1 protein-coding gene is annotated in these 448 nt (G+C 44.9%); it reads right to left on the reverse strand.

The features are described 5' to 3' along the window. On the reverse strand, positions 1 to 448 hold a 448-nt coding region (locus tag CWB85_RS21205), incomplete at both ends, for a putative Ig domain-containing protein (protein WP_138555960.1).

A 448-nucleotide genomic window follows, 5' to 3' on the forward strand; every position in this document is an offset into this window, starting at 1 on the left:
CGCTGCATAACTGCCCACATGGCTGTTATCCGGTGTACCCGATAACTCACCAGTGCTGGTATTAAAGCTGGCCCAGCTTGGTTTATTGATAATACTAAAGCTTAAATTGTCGCCATCAATATCGCTCACGGTAGGGGTAAATTGATACGGGCTGTCTTCGCTAACCGTGATGCTTGGTGTGCCACTGATTGTGGGTGCATCATTGATGTTATTTACCGTGAGGTTAAAACTACTCAATGCCGTGGTGATCGCGCCGTCTGATACTGCAATAATAATGTTATTACTTACACCCACATCATCATTACTCGGGGTGCCAGATAGCTGCCCTGTGTTGCTGTCAAAGCTCGCCCAACTTGGCTTATTACTGATGCTAAAGGTTAAGCTGTCACCATCAATGTCATTCGCTGTTGGGATAAAGCTGTACGGTGCATCTTTAACAAAATTTAAT

The organism is Pseudoalteromonas sp. S1727 (assembly GCF_005886375.1).
In the GTDB taxonomy this organism is placed as follows: Bacteria; Pseudomonadota; Gammaproteobacteria; order Enterobacterales; family Alteromonadaceae; genus Pseudoalteromonas; species Pseudoalteromonas haloplanktis.